Below are 18,207 nucleotides of genomic sequence, written 5' to 3' on the forward strand. Positions count from 1 at the left end.
GAGTCTACTAACTCAACGGTAACTGCAGAAAACTTAACTGCAACTTCTGATAATGGTACAGTTACAATTAAAGGTAAAGATGATGTTACCTTAAAAGATTCAAATATTAGTGGTAATCAAGGTGTTGATATCAATTCAACTAATGGTACAACTACTCTAGATAACACAGATGTAACATCAGCGAATGGTTCTATCTCTATCAATGGTGATCAAGGTGTAAATATCACTAATAACTCTAATGTTGATGCTTATAAAGATGTTGATATCACTTCACCAAATGGTTCAATCAATGTAGATGGTAATTCAACGGTTACAGCAGAAACAGGTAATGTAACCATGACTGCTAAAGATGATATTACTACTAGTGGTAACTCATCAATTGCAGCTCCAAATGGTAGCGTAATTATCAACTCTACTAATGGTTCATACAATGGTACTGGTTCAACAACCACTGCACAAAATGTAACCATTGATACTTATGGTAATGCAACTACAGGTACAATTGATGCAACTAATATTACAATCAATAGTAATAAAGGGGTAACTAATGTATCACTAGATGGTAGCGACTCTTACCGTGAAGCTATGGATCGTCTTGATATCACTAACGAATTAGATACAGATGTAATCGAAGATCAATCTGCAAATGATAATGGATTAAATGATTTCTCTTCTATTTTCGTTGACTTTGAGACTCCTAATAGAATCCAAGTTTGTCTAGTACACAACGATAACTTAAATGCTAAATACAGCGTATCTCTTGCTGATTTAGATAATTTAAGTCCTCAAGATATTGTAAGAAAATACAACTTCTCTGCTGAAGATGCTCGTATTTACTTACAAAACTGTGAAACTATAAACCTTGCTAGTAACTAATTTTCTTAGCTACAAGTAGTTTATAGAACAAAAAAAGAGCTCTGTGGGCAACCACAGAGCTCTTTTTATATGGAAAAATTTTATTTGAACGGGAGAGCTAAGAGCTATGGGTAAGGTAATACAAGTAGATAAGATCAGAGGGAATTTAAGGTCTTTAAGCTAAACGCAAGCTAAGACTTTTTTCGAATAAGCATGGTTAGTAAATCATTGTAGAGTAAGGATTGATTAGATAATAGAGAGAAGAAGTTGCATAAATTTTTAGAGGAAAGAGAGATAGGGGAGGAGAAGAAAATATAAGTGGAAAAGTATTGGCATGAAGTTATTTATAGCTTGAGCAGATATAGATACCTGAGCGAGTTAAACTTGAGAGAAGAAGATAGTTTCACTTTGAGAGCTAATAGGAGAAGAATTTTAGCTAAATAAAAAGGAGTCCACTAGGACCCCTTTTTATATGGATTGTTATTTATATATTACGCTTTATAGCTAAAAAACATCTCTTGAGCAACGGCATTAGCTTTTTCTGCTCCAAGAAGAACACGTACGATTTCAAAACCAAAATCGTAAGCTACTCCAGGAGCTTGACCAGTTAAGATTACTTGTTCTTCTAAATAAACAGTTTTCTGATCTTGGTATTTTGCACCATTACCCTCAAGGTTTGAAGCTAAGGTAGGATAACAAACTACAGTTTGGTCGTTTAAGAGACCTAAACTTGCAACAACTACTGGAGCCATGCAAATTGCAGCTAGGAGTTTGTCGCTACTTTGAGCAAAGAATGAAACTTCTTTTTCACGGTCTAGATATTTTTGTGGATCTAAACCGCCACCTGGAAGTACTAAAGCATCAAAAGCTGTAAAGTCTGCTACTTCATGAAGAAGTTGATCTGCAGTTACGGCAACACCTTGAGCTGAAGTAACTACTTGTTCTTGATCTAGAGAAATAGTTGTAACTTCTAAGCCTGCACGACGCATGATGTCAACTGGTGCTAAAGCTTCTACGGTTTCAAAGTTTTTTGTTAAAAGTAAGGCTACCTTTTTTGTCATTATATTTAAGTCCTCATAATTATATAAATAGTTATTATATTATACTTGTTTCTTCTTGTTAGGAAGGAAATATTTTGTCTTATTTTCTAAAGAGATAAAAAAAGGACTAGCCAAAGCTAATCCTAAATTTAGGGATTATAACCCTTAAATTACATTTTCTTTAATTTGCTCAATAAATTGTTCAATTCTTTTTCCTGATACTGGAATTTTCGAACCTAGGGTTTGCGCAAAGAGACTAATCCTAAATTCTTGTAGCATAAAGAACAGTTCTTTGAGTGGAGTTGGATCACGATAAACTGGCCAAGTTTGAGCTAATTGTTGGTAAACTTCTTCCCAAGAGTTTACTTCTTCTTGACGTTTTTGATCGAGACTAGGGTTTTGTCCCATGCGAGCTAAACGATAAAGAATTCCTTCAAGGTAGCGTGGTACTTGACTCAATTGCTCAAAATCATGTTCAGCCACAAAGTCTTCTCGAGTTAAAGAGGCAAGTTGTTGCTTAATGTCATTAACTGCCAACATTACTTCGAGATCTTTAGGTTTTTTTAGTTCTTTTTGAATTTGATTTGCCAAAATCAGAATTTGTTCTACCAATTGAGCAACTTTGTAAGTGCTGGCATTTATATCACTACGCATCTTATCGAGTAAAAACTCATAGTAGTTTTTATCCCAAATAAAAGGTTGAGCGGTGTTACCTTTACTTATCGAGTAGGCTTGAGCTTGCTCTTGGTAACTATAGATAATATGATCGGCAGCACTGCGAATACATTCAGCAATAATCTTACTTACACTCCCACTAAAGTACATTGCAAGTTTGGCTTTATTAGGTAATTTTTCTTGTAAGAATTTAATTGGATTATGGCTGTTAAGTAAAAGCAAGTCACGTAATCCCGCATGCATTACTCGCTCTTGTTCGCTAGCAGTAGCAAGGTTTTGGATAATTACTCCACCTGCGATGTGATTTTGGCGTAAATCACTATTACCCAATTGTTCTTCAATGGCTTTAAGTTTACTGCTGAGAAGTTGTTGTTTTTCGGGCTCTAAACTTAACACGGGAACAAGAGCAGGATAAGAGTCTAGTAACACTCCTCCTTTTTTCAGTTGACGCATTTGCCCAAAACTTTGGAAATCAAAGTTAGTATAGATTTTAGCTTTCGCTAAATCTTGTTTGCTCTTAGTATTTACTAGTTCTTGTGATCTCTGTTGTAAATCTTGTTGTAACTGGACAAGATCATTGCTTTGAGCAATTACCTGCCCTTCAAGATCAAGGACTTTAAAGTGTACTTGTAAATGAGCCGGTAAACTTTGCGTCGCTTCTTGCCATATGGCCGCTTCAATATAACTGCCATTGATTTGCTTAAAAGTTTGTGCCAGTACTTGATAAAAACTGAATACCTTCCCCTTTTCTTCGAGAACGTGAGGAATACGTTCACAAAAAACTCGAGCATAGTCAGGAGCTGGAATTAATTGTTTACGTAAGTTTTTCGGGAGATTACGAATTAAGTTCTCGACTAATTCTTGACGATAGTTAGCTATGTGCCATTGGTAGAGACGATAGTCTAAGCCTTGTAAGAATTGAATTGGGATCAGAACATTCACCCCATCCCATTTAGATTCAGGTTCAAAGAGGTAATTTAGTTTTAGTTGCCAATTTTGATCCTGAATATACTCAGGGAAGCTCGTAAGCTCTTGCTCAGGATTTAAGATCTGCTCAAGGTTAATATCAAGATAATGCGGATCTTGTTGCTCTTGTTGATTCCACCAGCGAGCAAAGCTCACGTTATTATTTATATGTTGAGGAATACGCTGAGCATACCATTGATAGAGATCTTCTTCAGAAATAATAATTCCTCGTTTCCTTTGTTGCTCTTCGACTTTAAGAGCTTGAGCGAGCAAGGTGTTATTGTGGAGATAGAACTCATATTCTTGATCCCAGTTTTGTTCAACTAAAGCTTGACGAATAAAAATTTGTCTACTTACTTCGGGATCAATTTTGCCATAGCTCACGAGGCGTTTATCAACAATGGTAAGCCCAAAGAGATTTGCACTCATATAGGCACATACTTCACCTCGACGTTTTGACCAATGTGGTTGTTGATAAGCATATTTGAGTAAATGACGAGCATAGGGTTCAACCCAACTTGGTTCTATATTAGCTCCCATCATGGCATAGGTTTGATTTAAGTGAAGCATTTCACTTACCATTACCCAAGTTTTACGTTGTTTATGTAATACCGAAGTATTAAAGAAACGGAAGGTTTTACCTCTTGCTCCTCGATATAAGAGTTTATCCGCCGAGTCAATTTGTGCTATATGATCGAGTAAACCTGGAATCATGGCACGATGAATTTCCGGATAATTTGCAGGGAGCTGATTGAGCTTGAGTTTTAATTGTAAAGCTACAAGCTTAAGTTGACTATAGAGATCTTGCCATTCACGGATGCGGAGATAATTGAGGTATCTACGTTTACAGAACTTTCTAAATTGGGTATTAGACATTTTTTCGGCAAAGATAAAGTTCCATAAATTGAGCAAGGTCATATAATCAGAGTTTTTATCCTTGTACTCAGCATGGAGTTGTTGCGCATGCTCGGCTTTGCCTTGTGGACGCTCACGCACATCAACAATAGTCATCCCTGAAGCGAGAATGAGTAGTTCATTTAGTGATCCTAAATGTGAAGCTTCAAGAATCATGCGTCCTAGACGTGGGTCTACAGGTAACTCTGCTAGTTGTTTCCCGAGTTTATTAATGCGGTAACCATGCTCAGTAACTTGAATGGCTTCAAGTTGTTCGAGCAGACGTAAACCACTACGAATAAACGAACGTTCAGGAGCATCTAAAAACGGAAAGTCTTCAATATGCGGTAAATTGAGACTAAGCATTTTTAAGATTACTGCAGAGAGATTGGTACGTTTAATTTCTGGATCAGTAAACTCTGGACGTGAGTTAAAATCTTCTTCACTATAGAGGCGAATACAAATTCCAGGGCTTGTACGTCCACAACGTCCTTTACGTTGGTTTGCTGAAGCTTGGGAAATAGCTTCAATTGGTAAACCTTGAACTTGGGTTTTGTAATTATAGCGAGAGATACGTGCTGTTCCCGCATCAATTACATATTTAATGCCTGGGACGGTTAAAGAGGTTTCTGCAATGTTGGTAGCTAAGATAATTCTTAAACTGCCATCAGGTTTAAAGATTAATTGTTGTTCACTCGAAGAAAGACGGCTATATAAAGGGAGTATTTTTAAGCCAGGAAAACGACGATTTACATGAGTAAAGTGTTGACTTAACTCATTAGCTACATCACGAATCTCTCTTTCACCTGAGAGGAAGACCAAAATATCACCTCTTCCTTCTTGGAATAGTTCTTCACAAGCGGCAATAATTCCTTGTCCTAGTTCTAAGCTCGAATCAGCATCATCGGCAAATTTACGATAATTTTTATAAGCTTTAAGGTCTTTGTCCGAAGAACCAAAACCATGAGGTCCGAGTTTGTATTGGGTAAAACTTTGAGGGGTAAAGGTATCCTCTTGCTGTTGTTCTTGACGCAATTGACAAGAATTAAGCTCTTCTTGGGAGCTATGAGTTGATGAACTAGAGCTAGTTTCTGCATTTAGCTTCGCAGGAACTGCGTCTAGATTGGTTTGTTGTCTTACTTGAGATGCCTCAGACGCAACTTCTCGAGCTTTAGCACTTTCAAGATCTTGGCTAGTTGGTGACTTCTCACTATAAATGCGACGAGCAAAAGCTGAACCCGCCTCATTATCACTCGCATAAGGGTTAACCGTACTTAAACCAAAGGTCTCATCCGCACGCAAGTTAGCTTGGCGACGGGAACGACCTATGGTTGTGCCTCGAGGAGGGATAAAGTTAGCCGTAGAGGTTTGAGGATCAACTGTAGAAGCTTGTTCTCTGCTTGTGGTTTCTTCGTTTGAGCTATTTGAGGTAACCTTTGGTGCCGTAGCATTAAGGGTAGTTGCACTTGGTACAGGAGCATTTACCCTAGTCTCGGCTTGGAGCTGTGTAGTCTCGAGATCATGCTTGAGAGCTTGCCGAGCAGTAAACTCTTGACTAAAAGCACTAGAGTCAGAGACAAAGTTATCTAAAGTTAGAGGACGATATCTTACTTCTACAGGGTAAGTACGTCCAGCAACTTCGACAATAGGACACTGATTAAAGTGCTGGGAAAAACGATGCACATCAATGGTTGCCGAAGTAATAATTACCTTCAGATCAGGACGACGAGCCAAGATGAGCTTGAGGTAGCCAAGAATAAAGTCGTTATTGAGCGAACGTTCATGAGCTTCATCAATAATTAAACAAGAATATTGTTTTAGGAGGGGATCGTGCTGCATTTCCGCCAGTAAGATCCCATCAGTCATAAGTTTAATTTGCGTTTGTGGTGAAACCTGCTCATTAAAACGTACTTTATAACCTACGAGTCCACCTAATTCGGTTTCTAGTTCATCGGCAATACGTTTGGCAACTGAAGAAGCCGCAATACGACGAGGTTGAGTATGCCCGATATAACCTTTTTGGGCAAAGCCGAGTTCTAAACAAAGTTTAGGGATTTGGGTAGTTTTTCCTGAACCTGTATCCCCAGCAATTACTACTACCTGATTGTAACGTAAGAGCTTACGAATTAAATCTATTTGCTGAGTTACAGGGAGATCAGGAGTATAGTTAATCTGTGGCGGTACAGAGGCTTGACGTAAAGCATAGGCATCTGCTTGTTTTAAGAGATTAAGGGTAATCTCATGCAAGATTGTTGCTTGCTGTGGAGTTGCGAGTTTTTGTTGCTCAAGTTGAGTTTGGGCTTGAGCCAAGCGAGCAGAGAGCTGATTTTGTCCACTAAGTTGCTCTTGTTGCCATAAAGCTAAAAGCTCACTTATTTCTTTTACAGCAAGCAGTTTTAACCAAGCTTGTCCTTGAGCTAAGCTCACTTGGCTTTGAGCTTTTTGTTGTGCTAAACCTAGAGTATGTAATAACTGCTGTTCTTGGCTTAGGGTTAGCACTTGAGACCCTAGAAGTTGGGTCAAGAGAGCTTGATTAACTTGAGGATCTAAATTAAATCTTTGCTCTTGGCGTTGACGGTTACGAGCTGATTTACTTTGCCCTTGCACCTTATGGACAAACTTTTGTGCTTCTGCTTGTACTCCTGAGTTAGGAGTAAAGTCATTATGCGTTTGAGCTTGAATTTGACGTCTGCTCGCTGCTAATTTATCCAGCTGACGTAAAACCGCACTTTCTTCCTCTTCAGCAGTAAAAAACTGTGGATCAGGAACTCGAGTTGCTTTGGCATCTGAGCGGTTTTTTGGAGACGACATCCCCACATAAGTTGCTTGAGGTTGCTTTGCTTGAGCGGGAGAGGTTTGCTCAATTAAAGCTTGGAGTTGAGAAGCTATAGGATTATCCACGAGTTTACGAGGATGAGCTTGAGAAACAGCTTGTTTAATAGTTCCTGCAGTCGCTACCATTTTTGCTCCCGAATCTTGATTTTTTGGAAGAGCTGCTTTATTGGTAGCTACACTTGTCTCCTCCGAGTTAGGGTTAGAAGTTTTAGATTCAGGAGCTGATTTTTTACTTCCGAGTTTATAGCCCCCAAAACCAGCTTTACGGATTGGAGCTACGTTTTCTTTTTCACTTTGAGCTAAGTTTGCGCGTAATTCCGCAAGGGCAGAGAGGTCATTTCCAAGAGCTTGCCCTTTGCTTTTTTTGTTCGTAGTTTTAGTTGAGGGTGTAGGTGAAGGAGTCTTGCTTCCTGGAGCAAAAAACTTTTGTTTTTTCTTGCTGGTTGGAGTAGCAATCTCTTTTTCGGTAGAGGTACCATCTTGAACCAAGCCCTTGAGCTTAGCTTTAAGATCAGCATCTATTTCAATGCGATTACTAACTTTATTTTTATTGCCTAAATTTGCAAGAGTGGTGCGCCAATCATTAGTTGACATAAAACTCCTTATGATTTACGACGTCGACGTGAACTAAAAATATTAATTTTTGTTTCACTTAAATCTGAGCCGACTTCGGCAGTTTGTTCTTTTTGGCTTGCGAGCCAGGTTTCATATTCAGGGCTACCTGGTAAAGGAATGCCTCGTTTTTTCTGGGGTTCTGAAGGTTGAGGACGAAGTCCCGCCTCAATTTCATTCGCTTCAATTTGGGCTAAAGCTTGGGTCGCAGCTCTAATACTTGCTTGGTTTAGAGCAACACGACGAGCTAAGATCATTTCTTGTTCTGGATCTTGACTGAGATTTCCTTGCTCGTTAAGATTAAATCCTAGATCTTCGACATCAGCAAAGAGATCTTCATGATCAGCTTGGTAGCTACGGGCAATCATATTATTGAGATAAGAGTTAGCGACCGCAGTACGAGGGGTTTTGTGATGCTGACGGTTGTAATCCATTTGTAGTTGACGACGAGCTTGCGTTTGGTCAATGGCTTCTTGGATTTGGCTTGTCATCTTATTAGGGTTGTTCATATAAATATAAACTTTCCCTTTGGTATTACGAGCAGCCCTACCAATTACCTGAATTAGAGAAGTAGTATCATTTAGGAAGCCTCCTACATCGGCATAAACGATGAGGACTTTTTCCACTCGTGGAATATCTAGACCTTCACGAATGAGGTTAACCCCAATAATTACATCTAAAGCTTCGAGATTTGGGTCTACAGCTTGGAGTCTTTCGACTAATTCTCGACGTTCTGGAGCCGGAGTTTCAGCAAGCATTACTTTAGCTTTAAAGCCAAGATCCTGAAGTAAAAGTTCATAGTTGCGAGCGATTTTACTATCTGGACAACGTAAGAGAACTGCTCCGCCGTTTTTACGAGTTTGTTCGATTTGCTGGATTACGTGTTGAGTATAGCTGATTCCCTCGAGTTGATCTACATATACTACTTCCACCTCGGGATCGAGGAGGTAGGTTGGACGAATAAAGAGACGAGCTACATGTTCTTTGCCCGATAATTCGAGTTCACGAGGATTAGGGGTTGCCGAAACATATACGGTTTGGAAATCGAGTTCGCGTACTTCTTTACCTTTAAGTGGACGATTAATTACACATGAGGGTAAACGAATACCATTAGAAATTAAGTCTTTTTTTCTTGAAAAGTCAGCACTTGAAGCTGCTTGAATTTGTCCTAAAGCTAAATGTGATTCATCAATAAAAAATACTGTATCCTTAGCAAGGTAGGACATTAGGGTATAAGGACGCATATTCTCATAGTCATCAGGAGAATACTCACGATCAAGATTTTGGCGATTAAAGTACCAAGCGTAGTTTTCAATCCCGTTACAGTAGCCACTACGTTTTAGTTCATTAATATCGTCTTCAATTCTTTGTACTAAAAGGTCATACTGATTGGGATGGAGTTCATTACGTTGTTTAGCTGCTTCTTTGAGCATTTTTTGTCCAATCAGATCTATTTCCTCATTAGTGTAGTAATCTTGAGTATGTCGAGTTGCAGGGTAAATATGCCCACTACTTAAATTAGTACGACTTTCAAGAATTTCTCCCGTAGCGACATCTCGAGTGCGGAAATGAATTTGTTCGAGATATCCTTGATCATCAAAACGTAACTCCCACACTTTCATTTTGTCTTCATAAGCATGAGCACAGATATAGGCTTTGCTTTCGGTACGGCGATAGAGACCACGAGCAAGTTTACGTGGAGTTTCTTGGTAACCTGAATGTTCAAGACGAGCTACCAGTTCTGCCATGCTAATGGGAGTTTCTAGATTTAAATCGATAATGGATTTACGATACATCTCCGGAGCTCCTGTACCATAGATACAAGATAAACTGGTGACAATAATGGTATCTCGGCGTCCGGTCGAAAGAGCGGTAGTAGCATCTAGTACCATTTGTTCAAGAATTTCATTGGTTACCGATTGCTTGGTATGAAACTCATTGTTTTTGACGAACTCGGGACGATATAAATCGAAGGTCGAAACATAATAGTGTACGGCATTGTCAGGGAAAAAGGCTTTGAGTTCTTCATAGAGCTGGTAAGCGAGCACTTTATTCGGACTATAAATAATTGCCGGACGATTGACTTTGTCAATAATATTGGCCATGGTAAAGGTTTTTCCTGAACCTGTTACCCCATGGATTGTCATGTCTCTAACTCCCGCCTCGAGCCAAGAGCTAACTTGCTCTATAGCGGTGATTTGGTCACCGGCAGGTTCATAGTTAGAAACAAGATTAAATAGTTTAGTTGGATTTGTGTTAGGCATGGTTTTTTAGCGTTTTTCCTAAGAGCTGGTGGCTCGTAGGTTTGTTAAAGGTTAATTATGTGTAAATCAACAATTTGAGTTTATTTTAACTCTTGTTTGGCTCTTAAGAGATTTAGTTGTTTTTCGGTAATCCTCACTAAATCGGTGGGATTATCTTGAGCACAAGCGAAATTATTTAGAGGATTAATTCTTCCCGCACTCGCATTGGCTTGGGTAATAATTGCCTCCTGGTTTTCACCATGTTTGAGACTTGCTTGTACACTAGCATTAACTCCGAGTAAGGTTGAGCTGTTTGCCATAAAAGCGGCATAGTCAAACTGGGTAGCATCTGTAGGTTGAGTTGCTGTTTGTTCTAAAGCCTGAGTGGCAAAGAGAGAGGGAACAGCGAGTGGTGTTCTCGGTAAATTTTGTGCTTCAACTTCAGGAAATTGCCAAATATCTGCAACAAGAGCTTGGGCTAATTCTTGTTTATTACTGGTATTTGCAACTTGGGTGAGCACCTCTCCTACCGCTTGCGTTAAAGTAGTCAGATTGGTTTGGGCAGAAGTAGTGCTGTTTAAAGCATAAGCAAGAGCTACAGGAGAACCACTAGCCTCAAGACCTTTTTGGGCAAAGGTTACTACATTTAACTCCTCAGCTCCTCGAGGTTTTACTTCAACTTGTGAGGTGATTTTTTCTCGTTGTTCTTTTTCAATTAATTGCTTTTGGCGTTCTACTTTTAAAGCAATTAATGAGGGATCAGGAGCAAAGATTAATTGACTGGTATCAGTCTCAATTTTAGGGAGAGAAGATTCTCCAAGTTCTTGGGTTTCTACCTTAAGAGGCGGAATTGTCAAGTTAGCTTGTGCTTCTCGAGCAGTTGTTACCAAATTAGATGAAGCCTTATGCGAAGCTAGCTGCCTTGAAGCTGGATCTAAATGTAAGAGTTTTTCTTCGGCACTGACTAAGTCTTGAACTTTATGAGCTAAGCTTTGGGGATCAAGCTGACTAAAGTTATCCTCAGATTCAAGATGGGTTAAGAGGCTTTGGGCAACCTTATCGGCTTGGGCTTGAGCTTGCTCTTGAGAACTTAATTCTGCTTGCATACGAGCGGTCTCTAAAGCAAGAGCTTGAGTAGCTTGTTTTTGTGCCTCTTGGTGCATAATTGTCGGGGTACTTTGCTGTAAACTAACTCCTGCTTGAGCTGCATCTTGGGCAAGATCCTTGAGTAAAGGTTGGAGTTGCTGAGTTTTTTCGCTACTTAGATTTGCAGTCAGCTTTTGGTAGTTAGCTTGTTTTTGTTCTGCAGGTGTTAAAGTTGGCAATTGCATTGCTACTTGACTTGGATCATAGTGAGCATTAGCACTTTGTAGACTTATTCCCGTATGACTAGCTACGAGCTCTTCTGCATTTTGTACCCCTTGAGCTATGAGTTGTTCTTTAAGTTGTTGAGCAGTAGCTTGAGCAATGGCAAAGTCAACTTGTACTTGCTGTTGATTTTGTAACTCTTGTTTATAGGCTTGTTGCCAAATTAGAGCTTGCTCTTTGCTTAAAGGATGGAGTTTAGTTAAATCTGTCTCTGTTAAGTGGTGATTAATAAAGTAATGACGATTATGTCCAGTTAAGCGAATGAGCAAATAGTCAAGTATATTTTGGGCAAACTCTTGTTTAAGCACCTTATCATATGCAAAAAATCCAGGGTTAGCATTAGCTTCAAGGAATTGCCATTGTTGGTATTGGTGATTATAAATAAAGTCTAGACCACAGAGTTCGAGATCGAGGCGTTGGGCTATAGCAAGAGCTTGTTGCTCGAGTTCAGGGGTAATTTGGTAAGCTACGCCGTAACCCCCTTGAGCTATGTTGGCAACAATTTTATCCTCTTGAGAGACACGTAAAAATGCTCCAGTTACTTGTCCATTGAGTACCATAATCCGTAAATCATAATTGCGCAGATCATAACTTTGAATATACTCTTGAGTAAGAGTAAAGTCATAGGGGTGTAGAGCTAGAGTATTTTGTGCCAGTTGTGGTTGATTATACGCTAGGTGGAGATTTTGTCCGCCCATAGTTGAGGCGTTAGGTTTGCTAATTTGTGGAAAAACTAAGAGATCATCTGGTAAATTTAAATACTGTTTCCAAGTGGTAAAGCTTGAATTGACTAAAGGTACTATATCCGTTAGCTGTAAATAGCTATACCATTTATCACGGCAATTACGTAAGCCCTGAATACTATTGGTAACACTTATGCCTAAATTCGTAAAAGCTTGGACAAGAGCAAAGCCATTATGGTTAAATTGCGGTCCAAAACGAGCGAGTACGAGATCTACATTGGCTGGGGTAAAATAAATTAGTTCACTTACCTCTTGAGAGGTTTGTAAGCTCGCAGCATATTGGTCTTCAGGATGCTTATAGACTACACGTTGATTGCTTGGTGGTAAATAAGCTATTTGCAGTTGATTATTTTGCATACGCAAAACAAAGTTATCTAGGTCATAGTGCGTTAATTCTAGATACAAATAGTCTTGCTCTTGATTAAATTTAGCAAGAGCTTGTTCGAGAGCTTGATTCGTATAGAGTTGAGCTTTTTTTACCAAATTAATGATGCGATAAGTTTTTCTCATAGTTTTTCAAATGCAAACAAGACCAGCTACCCAAAGATAAATCTGAGCAGAATGGTCTTGCGAAAAAATTTAGAGACCTTTTGAGGCCAAGATCAAATTCATTAATGCTACCTAGGGTACACTGCCTCCTATTATAGCAAATTTAGCCTTTTCTCGCACGGGCGAGAAGTTAAAATCCTGAGGCTAAAATTATTTTTTACAAAAGCCTTTACTCGTTAAATAGCTGACAAACTCCGGATTTGCGGGACGATCAAAGAGGTGAGCGGTAGAGTTAGACCATTCTCCATCTTTATGTAAGTATTTTTGGTTATAAGTGTGGAGAGTTTGATCATAAGCTTGGAGTTGTTCAGGGCTGATGGGAGTATAGCTATTGGTATGGAGAATTTGTTCAAGTGCAAAGCGTGGTCTTTGTAGCGGCTCTTCATCTGGATAACCTAAACATAAGCCAAAAATAGGCACTACATATTCAGGTAAGGCTAGTTGTTGATCGAGCCAAGCGATTTCATGACGAATTGCTCCAATAAATAAGCCTCCGAGCCCGAGAGATTCAGCGGCTAACATCATGTTTTGGGCAAAGATACTTGCATCTATGGTTCCAGCAAGAAAAACTTCACTATATTGAAGTTGAGCTTGACTATTAGCTACCTTAAAGCGATTAAAGTCAAAACAGATAATTAAAAACTCGGCTGCTTGAGTAATCGCTTTTTGTTTAAAGCAACGAGCTTCAATTTCTTGACGTAATTGTGGATCACTAATGCGGATTACCGAGGTAGCTTGGATATTAGCATAGGTTGAAGCTCGAGTTCCCGCTTCGACAATAACTTTTAGGAGTTCAGGGTTAAGAGTTTGAGGCTTAAAGTGACGCACAGAAAAGTGAGCAAAGATGGTTTCAAGAGTTGGGGTAGATTGTAAATGTGGTACTAAAGAATATCTGGTCATAAAACTCCTTTCTTGCGTAAATTCTAATATAGGCTAGCGAATAAAAGTAAAAGCGAATTAAAAAAGAACGGAAAACTTAATGAGCTTAACCTCTAGTGTTGAGGTAAAGCTTATTCTTTTGTTTTTGAGAGGAAAAGTATAATCCTTGGCACTTAAAAACAAGAACTCATGTTTTTGTTTTAAGATGAGAATAAGGTAATTATACTTTTACAAGATAAGTTTATTTTACGAGCAATTAATTTAGAGGAAAGAAAAATAAAATTTGATTAAATTACTAGGGAATAAGGTTATTATTATTTTTGTTACGGAATATTAATTAAGAAAGAGAGTTGGGGATTTTACCCTGAGAGAAGAAAAGACCTACTAAAAGTAAGGGTATTTGCTGAGGAAGAGAAGCTTTTTTGCTGGGAACGAGAAAGCAAAAAGTTGAGGAAATTTTTATGGGGAATAGTTCTAGCTTTTAAAGAGAAAAAATTTAAAACCTTATTTTAGGGAAGAGGATAAAACTAAAGAAAAGTTTGAGTGTAGGAGCAAAAGTTAAAGTAGAGCTTGGAGAATAAACAAGTAATTTTTCGGGCAAATATTCTTGCATAAGAATTTTATTTTTTCTCCTTGGAGTTAGTGCCTAAAATCTTTATAAAGTTAAAGATTAATTGATAGTTTACACCTATAAAAAAATCGCTAAAAACTTTAAGCAACGTGAAAAGATAAAAAATCTCAGATAAATTTAAGCAAAATAACTCTCAATTTTTATTTTCTTCCTTGTTATAATTCTTTTAGTCTTTTATAAAAATAATAATCATTATCATTTAGGCGGTAGGTTATTAGCTTTTGGTCTTTTTCTCTAGTAATTTCCTTGTCTCAAGATAAATTTTTATACAAAGAACTTGTAATCACTCTAAATTGACTATAGCTAAAATAAATTTGTAGGTTTTAAGCCTTACGAGTTTTAGTTATAAAATTATGTTCCTTTAAGTTTATTTAGCTTTAGCCATCTTGGTGCTTTTTTAATGGTTTTTTGAGTAGTTATCTAGTTTAAGCTCTAGAAAAAAACTTAAAAAGCGAGTTCAAAAAGTAAGTTAAAGAATATTTAATTTGACTTAGATGAGTTTAAGCACTTGTGGAGCAGATAGCTCTCACTTCAAAGATAAGCTAAGTTCGAATTTAAATCTTTACCATTCTAAGATCAGTCTTTTGCTGGGAAAACCTAAGGCTAGTCAAAGATCAGATAGTTGAGCTAAATAAACTTAAAGTTCTTTTGTAAGCAAATTGCAGTTTGCTTAGTAAAAGATCAGAGATAAATTGCAGTTTATCTTCAACTTATGGAGAGACCATAAGGATCTTTTTTTGAATTTATCACTCTAATTTTTAATGTTTTACGCTATGAAACGAAACTTCTCTCTAACTTTAGTAGCTTCTGTAATGCTTGCAGTAGCGGGTCAGGCTTTTGCTGATTCTTCAAGCGAAAGCACTAAATTACAAACGGTAACCGTAACCGGTACGCAACCAGCGACCGTATTAACGGTAACTCCAACTACTTCTTCAACAGGGACTTTAAAATCTTTCTTTGGGAATGATTTAACCGTTTCTATTACTAAATCGCAACGTCAACGTGATGGTGAAGCGTCAATTAATATTCGTGGGTTACAAGGTAACCGTATTGCCTTAACTCTAGATGGAATTTCTTTAGGGGAAGGTTTAGAGTCTCGTTTCTGGTCAGCAAAGATTAAAGCGATTAGCTTTGGTCGTGGAGCGTTTATTGAAACTACAGGCTTAAAATCAGCAACTATTGATTTTGATGGGAATAACCGTGGTTCTTTAGGTCCATCGGTAAACTTCCAAACTCTAGATCCAGCTGATATTTTAAATGGTCGTGTGCTTGGTGGTTATGTTTACACTAAATATGACTCAACTGACTCTTCATTTACGAATTCAGCGGCTTATGCTTGGCACTTCGGAGCTTATCAAGGTTATGTGCTAGGTACATACCGTACGGGACATGAAGTAAAAAATAACGCTAGTGAATTAGGTTCGAGCACGGGATCAAGTCGTTTAAAACCTAATCCGCAAGATACGAGCCGTTACTATTTCTTAACTAAACACTTCTATCAGTTAAATGAAGCAAATAAAGTAGGATTTACTTTAGAATACTTAAGAGACCGTACTTATACGGATTGGTTAACGGCAGTGGGCTTTAATACCGTACGTGGGTCTACTTCATATACTTCATATGAATTTACCAATGACCGTAATACTAGAGCAAGGGTAAGCTTATCACACGAATACTCAACCGAGAACCTTTTAGTAAATACTCAGTTATCTTATGCGGATCAACGTAATAAGTCTTATCGTCAATATGCGAACTCTTCAGATACGACATTAAGTTCGAGTTCAACCTTTACCGAAACTAATTCATTAGGTAAATATTCATTTAAAACTCTTTCTTTAGTTTCAGATGCAGCGCAAAGATTACCATTTGCGGGATTAGATAATACTTTACGTTATGGTCTTAACTTCTCTCAAGATCGTACGAGCTTTGGTTATGTAACTACTTCAGGCAGTACGGTGACGAGTATGCGTCCAATTCCTAACTCTACGGCAACTAACTTAAGCTTATATGTGTCGGATGAGTTATTAGTGGCAGGTTTTACTATTAAACCTACCTTAACCCTTGCTCACTACCGCTTAGAACCAAAAACTACTAATGGTTATGTACAAGGTTATACCACTGCTTCAGGTAATGCTTATGGTACATTAAATAAAATTAATAAAACTAAAGTATTACCAAAACTTTATTTAGATTATAAAGTAGCAGAAGCATTTGTTCCTTATTTCCAATATAGCCATGGTTTCCGTGCTCCATCAGTACAACAACTCTATGGTTACTTTAACCGTGGAGCGAGAGGCGGTTCACAATCATATATTATTGGGAATCCAAGCCTAAAACCTGAAACTTCAAGAAACTTTGAATTAGGGTTTAAAGGACAAACTCCTGACTTTAGTTATCAAGTATCTGGATTTGTAATTAAATACAAAAACTTTATTAGCCGTCGTATCGACCGTGCAACCACTGATGGCATTATGTACTTCTCATATGCAAATCAGAAAAATGCAAAAATCTACGGCTTTACTGCAGATGCTAAGCTCAAACTCTATAATAACTATTATGTATTTGGAGCTATAGCTTACGCTAAAGGGAATCAAACTGATGACCTCGGCGTTTACTCAGCTATGAACTCTACAGATCCATTAAAAACTCGTTTAGGTGCTAGTTATGAAACCCAAACTTGGGGTGCTAAAGTAACTTGGAACTGGACCGATAAACGTAAAACTAAAGATCTGAACGTAGGTGCGAATATGTATAACCCATCAAGTGCTTACTCTAAAGTGGATGTAGATTTATACTGGAAACCGATTAAAGGTTTAACTTTAGGTTTTGGAATCTCTAACCTCTTTGATGCTAAGTATGTAGATTGGTCAAATATTTCTTACTACTACACCAACTTCTTTGAACAAAATGGGGTAGTATCAGGAATTACGGCAGCTAATGCAGATTCATTTACTGAACCTGGTCGTACTTTCTATGTAACTTTACGTTATGATTTCTAATTTTTAAATAGATAGAGGAGTAAACTTGCTAAGTTTACTCCTCTACTGTTAAAAGTTAGAATTTAAAGTAAAATTACTCTATAATATAGGGGCAAAGCCCATTGGGTATTCAATGTTGGAGGTAAAGCAGGAGGAGTTTAATTTGCTTACTTTAGCCAACTGGAAATTTTAGAGGCTCTAGGAACTTAGATGCTTTGGATTTCAAGTAAGAGTAATTTACTTTTTACTTTTTTATGTTTTTATTAAATTAATAATTGTTTTTGCTAAGTTCTAGTGGAATTCGAAAAGTTTATCTTTTGATAAAACAATAAGCTTTGTTATTGCCTTTTCCTTTTCCCTAAAAAGAACAGAAGAATAAAGGTCTTGAGCTTAGAAGTAACTTACAGTTACGGATCGCTGTATGCTAAGGGAGAGACACAAGCGGATTAAACAGCTAGCTGTTTACTTAACATTGAATATAAGTAAAAGTATTTTTCCCATATTTTTTACTTATAACCAACTAGCCTAGGAATGATTCCTAGGCTTTTTTCATAGGTAAATTTAGGCTTGGGATGAGCTCCCAAAGTGAGGCTACAAGAGGTTTACCTTTAAACCTCATTTGATGAGGAGAGCTTTGGAGATTAATATAATCTTGTTGTTTTGGTAGAGATTATTTAGGTTGCGACTTTTTTATTTTTATAGTTTTTAGCTCTCATTTGCGAGTTTGCTGTTTTATAGATAGATGTCTATTCTTTTAAAAATTTAGATCTAATTTATTTTTAAACTTGATTTTGTTTATTTAGTTAGGTTCACCTAAATGAAGAAAAACTTACATTTGTTAGTTTTATTTCTAAAAATAACTGTAAATAGACGGCTATTCTTTCAAAATATAAGATTTTATACGATTTTTTATATTTTTTCCTTTAAATAATCTAGGGC

Annotated in this window: 7 protein-coding genes; 2 read left to right on the forward strand and 5 right to left on the reverse strand. The window is 37.6% G+C overall.

Going from position 1 to position 18,207, the window contains the following annotated elements:
• Positions 1-876 (forward strand): hypothetical protein (locus tag CKF59_RS07880; protein WP_222985546.1); only part of this gene is annotated, 876 nt, incomplete at its 5' end.
• A 470-nt stretch (positions 877-1,346) separates the two neighbouring features.
• Here the strand turns inward: CKF59_RS07880 and CKF59_RS03205 are convergent.
• The 5 genes from CKF59_RS03205 to nfsA form a co-directional block, all read right to left on the reverse strand.
• On the reverse strand, positions 1,347-1,916 hold the full coding sequence (locus CKF59_RS03205; RefSeq protein ID WP_119534539.1) for a DJ-1 family glyoxalase III: 570 nt from the start codon (positions 1,914-1,916) through the stop codon (positions 1,347-1,349).
• A gap of 144 nt (positions 1,917-2,060) precedes the next feature.
• Positions 2,061-7,859 (reverse strand): ATP-dependent RNA helicase HrpA, encoded by a 5,799-nt coding sequence (hrpA, locus tag CKF59_RS08085; RefSeq protein WP_119534540.1) that lies wholly within the window; start codon positions 7,857-7,859, stop codon positions 2,061-2,063.
• Positions 7,860-7,867: 8 nt separating this feature from the next.
• Complete coding sequence (locus CKF59_RS03215) at positions 7,868-10,141, reverse strand: helicase-related protein (protein WP_119534541.1); 2,274 nt, start codon at positions 10,139-10,141, stop codon at positions 7,868-7,870.
• 80 nt (positions 10,142-10,221) lie between these two features.
• Complete coding sequence (locus CKF59_RS03220) at positions 10,222-12,741, reverse strand: ATP-grasp domain-containing protein (RefSeq protein ID WP_119534542.1); 2,520 nt, start codon at positions 12,739-12,741, stop codon at positions 10,222-10,224.
• A 189-nt stretch (positions 12,742-12,930) separates the two neighbouring features.
• Entirely contained in the window at positions 12,931-13,680 is a 750-nt protein-coding gene (nfsA, locus tag CKF59_RS03225; protein WP_119534543.1) for an oxygen-insensitive NADPH nitroreductase, read from the reverse strand.
• 1,383 nt (positions 13,681-15,063) lie between these two features.
• On the opposite strand from nfsA, the gene CKF59_RS03230 reads away from it, so the two are divergent.
• A complete protein-coding gene (locus tag CKF59_RS03230; RefSeq protein ID WP_222985547.1) occupies positions 15,064-17,289 on the forward strand; it encodes a TonB-dependent receptor domain-containing protein in 2,226 nt (741 codons plus the stop codon).
• The last annotated feature ends 918 nt before the right edge of the window (positions 17,290-18,207 follow it).

It is taken from the genome of Psittacicella gerlachiana (assembly GCF_003585965.1).
GTDB lineage: Bacteria > Pseudomonadota > Gammaproteobacteria > Enterobacterales > Psittacicellaceae > Psittacicella > Psittacicella gerlachiana.